The sequence below is a fragment of the Flavobacteriales bacterium genome, from assembly GCA_021296215.1.
Taxonomy (GTDB): Bacteria; Bacteroidota; Bacteroidia; order Flavobacteriales; family ECT2AJA-044; genus ECT2AJA-044.
Genome location: JAGWBA010000026.1, coordinates 20,563 through 27,697, shown reverse-complemented (window position 1 = coordinate 27,697; position 7,135 = coordinate 20,563). Strand labels below are relative to the sequence as shown.

7 protein-coding genes are annotated in these 7,135 nt (G+C 47.7%); 5 read left to right on the top strand and 2 right to left on the bottom strand.

All coding sequences use genetic code 11. The features are described from left to right. Positions 1 to 249 precede the first annotated feature (249 nt). The 5 genes from surE (at position 250) to J4F31_06000 (ending at position 5,020) form a co-directional block, all read left to right on the top strand. Positions 250 to 1,032 (top strand): 5'/3'-nucleotidase SurE, encoded by a 783-nt coding sequence (surE, locus tag J4F31_06020; protein ID MCE2496118.1) that lies wholly within the window; start codon positions 250 to 252, stop codon positions 1,030 to 1,032. Continuing rightward, positions 1,029 to 1,301 (top strand): hypothetical protein, encoded by a 273-nt coding sequence (locus tag J4F31_06015; protein MCE2496117.1) that lies wholly within the window; start codon positions 1,029 to 1,031, stop codon positions 1,299 to 1,301. Before surE ends, J4F31_06015 begins: the two co-directional genes overlap by 4 nt. Continuing rightward, entirely contained in the window at positions 1,302 to 2,420 is a 1,119-nt protein-coding gene (gene lpxB / locus J4F31_06010) for a lipid-A-disaccharide synthase (protein ID MCE2496116.1), read from the top strand. After that, positions 2,413 to 3,549 (top strand): SpoIID/LytB domain-containing protein, encoded by a 1,137-nt coding sequence (locus tag J4F31_06005; GenBank protein ID MCE2496115.1) that lies wholly within the window; start codon positions 2,413 to 2,415, stop codon positions 3,547 to 3,549. Before lpxB ends, J4F31_06005 begins: the two co-directional genes overlap by 8 nt. 70 nt (positions 3,550 to 3,619) lie before the next feature. Beyond that, on the top strand, positions 3,620 to 5,020 hold the full coding sequence (locus J4F31_06000) for a ComEC/Rec2 family competence protein (GenBank protein ID MCE2496114.1): 1,401 nt from the start codon (positions 3,620 to 3,622) through the stop codon (positions 5,018 to 5,020). Here the strand turns inward: J4F31_06000 and J4F31_05995 are convergent. Together J4F31_05995 and J4F31_05990 are read right to left on the bottom strand one after the other, a co-directional pair. Further along, the gene (locus J4F31_05995; protein ID MCE2496113.1) at positions 5,017 to 5,427 is read right to left on the bottom strand and encodes a response regulator; all 411 of its coding nucleotides are present in this window, start codon (positions 5,425 to 5,427) and stop codon (positions 5,017 to 5,019) included. The two genes, J4F31_06000 and J4F31_05995, sit on opposite strands and share 4 nt — an antisense overlap. A gap of 100 nt (positions 5,428 to 5,527) precedes the next feature. After that, entirely contained in the window at positions 5,528 to 7,075 is a 1,548-nt protein-coding gene (locus J4F31_05990; protein MCE2496112.1) for a SulP family inorganic anion transporter, read from the bottom strand. Positions 7,076 to 7,135 lie beyond the last annotated feature (60 nt).

Sequence of the window (7,135 nt, the reverse complement as noted above, 5' to 3'; positions counted from 1 at the left end):
CTTGTACGCCGGCTTTCGATATTTCTTGCTTTTTCATATCACTAAGTTAAGTGACACACTTTTCTGAACAGACTCTTTTCGATTATCGATCAATGATTCCAACCTCAACCCCCTTTAGCTGGGAACAAAAGCTCCCATTAACCATTAACTTTCTTAATCAACCTATCAACCATCAACCATCCAACTTCACAACCACCAAATTAACAAAATCCATACCCAAGGGTATTAAAAAGACAGTAGCTTTGCCTTATGGCAGAAGAAAAGAAACCATTGATCTTAGTGACCAATGACGACGGGATCACCGCTCCGGGAGTACGAAATTTGGTCGCCGAAATGACGCAACTAGGTGAGGTTGTGGTAGTTGCGCCGGATGGTCCGCAAAGTGGTAAGGGACATGCGATCACGATCGAAAGCACTTTGCGTTGTGATCAAGTACATATCGACAAAGGTCCGCAGATCGAATTTTCATGTTCGGGAACGCCTGTAGACTGTGTCAAACTGGCAGTGAATGTCATCTTAGACAGAAAACCCGACCTCATAGTCTCGGGCGTCAATCACGGAAGCAACAGCTCCATCAACGTCATTTACTCAGGAACCATGTCGGCGGCCGTAGAAGGGGCTCTTGAGGGAATTCCATCGATCGGGTATTCGTTGCTCGATTACAGCTGGGATGCCGACTTCAGCCCGGTGCGCCCATATGTACGTGCGATTGCCGAAGAAGTTCTGCGCAATGGGATGGCCACAGGAACGTGTTTGAACGTGAACTTCCCGCGTCCGACCAAAAGCGCTATCAAAGGCGTGCGCATTTGTCGTCAGGCCGATGCCAACTGGGTCGAAGAATTTGATTCGCGGGTCGATCCCCGTGGACGCAAGTATTACTGGCTTACCGGAAAGTTCGAGAATTACGACCGCGGTGAGGATACCGATGAATGGGCCTTGTCGAACGGATACGTGAGCATCGTGCCCGTTCAGTACGATGTTACGGCGCATCATGCCATTGGCGAACTCAACAAATGGAGCTTCGACGTATGAAAATCCTCAAACGCAATTCACTCGTACTGGGTCTGATCCTTGGTTTGGTCATTCCGGCCGCGCTTTATGGCTTCATGTTTTGGCTCACAACTTTTAGACCGGAGGCGAATTTCAACCAAGACACGCTGTTGGTCATCAGCATCACCGCCAACGTGATCCTGTTCCGCCAATACATGATGAAATGGGATATGGAGGAGTCGGGCAAAGGCATGCTTTTCGCTACCTTCGTTTACGCTTTCGTATTTTTCTATTTCTTTCTCGACGTATAAATGAAGTACTACCTGATCGCCGGAGAGGCTTCGGGCGACCTGCACGCTTCGAACCTGATGAAAGCCCTTAAGCGGTGCGATCCGAACGCGGACTTTCGCTTTTGGGGTGGTGATCGCATGGCCGCTGTTGGAAGCGAGCTCGTAATGCACCATCGCGACATCAGCTTCATGGGCTTTGCCGAGGTCTTCGCGAACATTCGCACCATACTCGGCCTCTTGAAAATGGCGAAAAAGGATATTGCGGCCTCGCGGCCGGATGCGGTAGTCCTCGTCGATTATCCGGGTTTTAACCTGCGCATCGCAAAATTTGCCCACGAGTTGGGCATAAAAGTCTTCTACTATATTTCACCCCAAGTATGGGCTTGGAAAAAGAATAGGGTCTACAAGATCAAGAGGTACGTGGATCGCATGTTCGTGATCTTACCGTTCGAGAAAGAATTCTATGATCGGTTCAATTACGATGTAACCTATGTGGGCCATCCGCTCCTCGATGCGTTACCCCAATTCACATTGAAGGGTAAGGCGGAATTCCTTGGTGATAACGAACTCAGCGACGCGCCCATCATTGCGCTTTTGCCCGGATCAAGGACACAAGAGGTTCCGAAGATCCTGCCGGTCATGCTGCAGTCGGCCCGCGAATTCCCCGAGTATCAGATCGTCATAGCCGGTATGAAAAACCTCGGCCCCGATTTCTACGCACCGTACGTTCAGTCGGAGCGGGTACACGTGGTGTTCGATCAAACCTACGACCTACTGAATAACGCAGCCGTAGCGGCAGTGGCGAGTGGAACGGCGACGCTTGAAACGGCTTTGTTCGACGTGCCTCAGGTGGTGTGCTACGAGACGAGTTGGATCACTTATATGATCGCAAAGAATTTGGTGAATATTAGGTTCATTTCACTCGTTAATCTCATTTACGGGAAGGAGGTCATACGGGAGCTGATCCAGGGAGAGATGAATTCGGAGGCATTAACCGGAGAGTTAAAGCGTTTACTCAGGGGTGATAAATCCAATTTGCTTCGCAAGCAATACGAAGAATTGCGACATTTACTCGGAGATGGCGGAGCTTCGGAGAAGACCGCTGAGGAGATATGGTCCGAAATGAGTTCCCATGCGTAAACTGATCGTTCTGTTGTTGGTGGTAGTCACGCTTCCGGCCGTAGGCCGAGAAATCTGTGTAAATCTATATTTCGATGTGAAGATTACTACAGCATTCCTGAAGGTAGAGAAGGGGTCGTACGGTATTTACCAAGCGGGGAATGAAGTGGTGGATGTGGATCATCGATCGCTGATGACGGTGAGTATCGTGAAGGGTTTTTTGGAGGTGAAGGCCAATGGGCAGAGGCGTGAGATGCAGGGTAGCTTTACCATTGAAACCGAACTGCCGAATTCGGTCATTCGTATTCGGGTCGACGACGATGAGCGTTTGTATCGCGGATCTATCCGGGTTCAGGTTCGCAATGGACGACTTTTTTTGATCAATGTCGTAGAGCTCGATGACTACGTAGCCGGGGTGGTCGAATCGGAAGGTGGACACCACATGCACCGAGAGTACTTGAAGGCTCAGGTACTGATCGCCAGAACTTACGCGCTGAAGCATTTGAATTCTTATGATCGCCTGGGCTACGACTTAAACGACGGAGTAGATCATCAAGCATACAAGAGCATGGCTTATGCCAAGAACGCCTATTTGATCTACAAGGCCGTTTTAATGACCAAGGGTGAGGTGTTGGTAGATGATCAGGGGAAGTTCTTGACCGCAGCTTATCACAGCAATAGTGGTGGGCAGACATGTAATTCGGAAGATGTTTGGAGCAGTGCTTTGCCGTATTTGCGTTCGGTGCCCGATACATTCAGTAGAGGTATGCCACATTATGCTTGGACTGCTGAGATCGACAGGGTTGAGTGGACCAAGTACCTCAAAAGTGTTTGTCCGGATCTCGAACCGGATTCCGTTTATGCGTATTTGGACTTTGAGCAACGCGAAAGGTGGTTGCGACTACCCTGTGCCGACGAAAGTATGCGGATGAAGGACCTTCGCGGTCATTTTGGACTGAATAGTGCGTTTTTCGACGTGGCGACGAAAGGGAATACCGTGTATCTCAGTGGGCGCGGGTTCGGGCACGGTGTTGGGTTAAGTCAAGAAGGAGCTATGAAGATGGCTCAAAACGGTATGCGGTACAACGAAATCTTACTACATTATTACCGCGGGGCTCGTATAGAGGAATTATCGAATCTGATGTTCTGAGGCGCTTGTAGGTGCTGACTTGTTATTTCGTGTAGTTATTTTTTGGGCGCTTGGCCTATTGTTGGCATTGTTGGGCGGTTGGCTCTTGTGGAGTATCGCTTTGCTATTGCTCATTGGGTGTATTTGGCGTTATGGAGGACATTCGACCTACTTGATGTTGGTAACGGCCTTGGCCTTTCATCATGGGGGTCGAGTGCCGGATCTGCTTTCCGGGGATGTAGGAGGGGTTTATTTTTCCATGAGTGGGTACGAGGTTCGCGAATCGGGCCGAAGGTATTTGGTGATCGGGAGGCTGCTCGAATGTTCTGAGACGGAATTCGATAGAATGGAGGTCGTGTTGGAGTTGACCGAGGATCCCGGCGAAAGTGGGCCAATGGTTATTTCGGGTTTCGGAAATTTTTGGGCTCCGAAACCCGGGGAGGGGGGTGATTTCGATGAACGTGCGTGGTTTCGGCGCGAAGGTTGGTTTGCAAGGATAAAACCAAAAAGTAGTTTAAGTATTGAATACATAGAGCCAAACTACTTGAACCGGATGAAGCGTTCATGGCTCGATGCCCTTGCCAGGAGTCGCCTACCGCCGTTTCAGAAGAGACTCGCTAGGGCTCTTTTATTCGGACGCGGGCGTGATTTGAGCGATGGGGATCGGATGCCTTTTTCGCATACCGGAACAGCTCATGTGTTAGCAGTTTCTGGTTTGCACGTTGGGATGATCTTCGCATTGTTGAATTGGATCGTTTCTTTTATCCCGACTTTACGTTGGAGGCGGGCATTAAGCCTTTTCGTCATTGTGAGTGGTTTGCTGGCCTATTGTTGGGTGACGGACTTCTCACCGTCCGTCGTTCGCTCATCGATCATGTTCTCGGCTTGGGTCATTTCAATGAATCTAGAAAGGGATCGATATTCACTTAATGGGCTGTGGTTAGCTGCGTTGATCTCGTTGATCATTTGGCCTTTATGGATCTTTTCAGCGGGTTTTCACCTGTCATATACGGCGGTTGCTGCCATTCTCATCGGCTTTGATCGTTGGAGATTGCCCGATGATTGGCCCGTTTGGAAAAAGAGGTTAGGGGCGATGGTTCAGGTAACGGTATTTGCTCATCTGGGGACGTTAGCCGTGAGTTGGTATTATTTCGGACTGTTTCCTCTTTATTTCCTTCCGGCGAACATGATCTTTACGCCCTTGATCGCCCTACTGCTTTATGGAAGCTGGTTGGTCTTGATCGGCAGCTCTTTCTTTTGGGGCAAATGGATGGCACACATATACGGTGTTTCAATTGAGCTTTATCGGAAAGGGTTGCTTTGGTTGAGTCACAGACCTTTTTCGATCCTGGAGCACGAATTTACTATGGCCGACCTTGCTCTTTTGGCGATAGGATCATGGATGGTAATTCTTAGAATCAGAAAAGCCAAGGGAATTATCCTTGGCTTATTATCAATACTCGTATATCGTGTTTGTTTTTGGTTCGGTTAAACAGACATCATTGGAGCGTCATCCAACAGATAAGGCCCTTCCGTGAGTAGATCCAAAACCTCGGTTAGTTTATCGCTATCGATGGGTTTACGAATAAACACCCGAATTCCGGCTTGATGTGCACGGCTATGACCATTTATGCTGTTGTATGCACTCATCGCCATGATGGTCATATTATAGCCTTTTTTCCGAATCTCTCTTGTGGTTTTTGTTCCGTCGATTCCGGGCATTTCGAGGTCCATTAATACCAAATCGTATGGGCCGTGCTCGACCTCCTCCAGAGCTTGTTCGCCGGTTGAAGCTTTAACTGCAGTGATGCCCATTTGGATGAGCATCGTAGTTGTGATCAATAGATTCACTTCGTCGTCATCGACCACAAGTACTTTTAAATTAGTGGGTGTAAGCATACATAGCGCGTTTTACTTAGTGTCAAATTTTACACATTTATTCCGACACTCGTAGTTTCAAATGTTAAATAACCGTTACTCAGTGAGTAAGCTTATTTAATTAGTTTAACTCGGGAATGTTAATGAGGTTCACACTAATTCCTCGCTCGTGTGCTGTGGAATTGAAGTCGTATATGACGTTCAATACGTCAAAATCAATATCGAGCGTGTTTTTACCGTCAATGGTAATCTCGCATTCTGGGGGTAGTTCTTCAAGCGTTTTTTGCAATCGCCCTTTATTCAAGAAGGAAACATGTTCTGAAAGGTGTATGGTGATGTGCTTATCTTTTTCTTCATCAGAGTGTTCATCCTCCAGATAGAAGTAAGGAGTGTTGTAATTCGTTTGCAGAATAAAGAAGATAGAAACGCACAAGCCAATGAGAATCCCAATAAGCAAGTCACTGAAGAGGATCGCAATGATCGTAATGATAAAGGGCAGAAACTGGCGAATGCCATTGTAGAATTGCCGGTGATACAGCGAAGGCTTGTTCAGTTTGAAACCAACGATCAATAGGATAGCCGCCAAACTGGCAAGGGGTATCATGTTGAGGATATTGGGAATCAACAGTACGCACACTGCTAAAAGAATTCCGTGAAAAATCGCGGAGACCTTCGTAGCTGCTCCTGCATCTACATTCGCCGATGATCGAATGATCACTGCGGTCATTGGTAGCCCGCCAATAAACCCTGCAATGACGTTCCCGATACCTTGCGCTCGCAATTCTTTATTGTTTGGGGTTCTGCGCTTGTGCGGGTCCAATTTGTCCACAGCCTCAATACTCAGTAAAGTCTCTAGACTGGCAATGATCGCAATGACCACGGCCTCTTTATAAGTGGTAAAAGAACTGAGTGCACCGAAGCTCGGAAAGTTCATGAGATCAGATGACTCCGCATTAAAACCGAATTTTGGGATTTGAACGAGATGACTCGCTTCGAGAAAGATAGCCGGCGTTACCCCTTTGTAGTATTGGTTAAGGATTACACCTGCTAAAACGGCCAATAGAGCTCCTGGAATAAAAGAAAGTGCCTTAATTCGGACCTTCAAGAATAAGTCCCATCCCAACATAACGAATAGTGAGATCAAGCCAATGATCAGAGCACCGTACTCCATGTGTGTTGTGGCGTAAGCTAGTTCCTCAAAGGTATTTCGACCATCCGTACCCAAGAAACTCATTTCTCCGAAGGCATCTGAGTCAATACCAAGAAAATGAGGTATTTGCTTAAGAATTAGGATTATTCCAATAGCAGCGAGCATCCCTCGAATGACCGATACAGGAAAGAATAAGCCGATGATTCCCGCCTTGAATACACCCATCAGAATCTGAATGATGCCGGCGAGTACCACCGCGACTAAAAAATTCTCAAACGAGCCCATTTCACCAATGGCATCCAAAACGATCACGGTAAGTCCGGCTGCTGGTCCACTGACCGAAAGGTGGGATCCGCTCAAAGTTCCTACCACGATTCCGGCCACAATACCAGAGATCAATCCTGAGAGTAGTGGAGCACCTGAAGCAAGGGCAATACCAAGACAAAGTGGGAGTGCTACAAGAAAAACAACGAGCCCAGCGGGCCCGTCCTTTGAGAAGTCAGATAGGGTGTATTTCATAGTAAAGTTTGCTCAAGGGCAAGATACATGAATTGTTTTAATAGTACTACTTTTGCATTT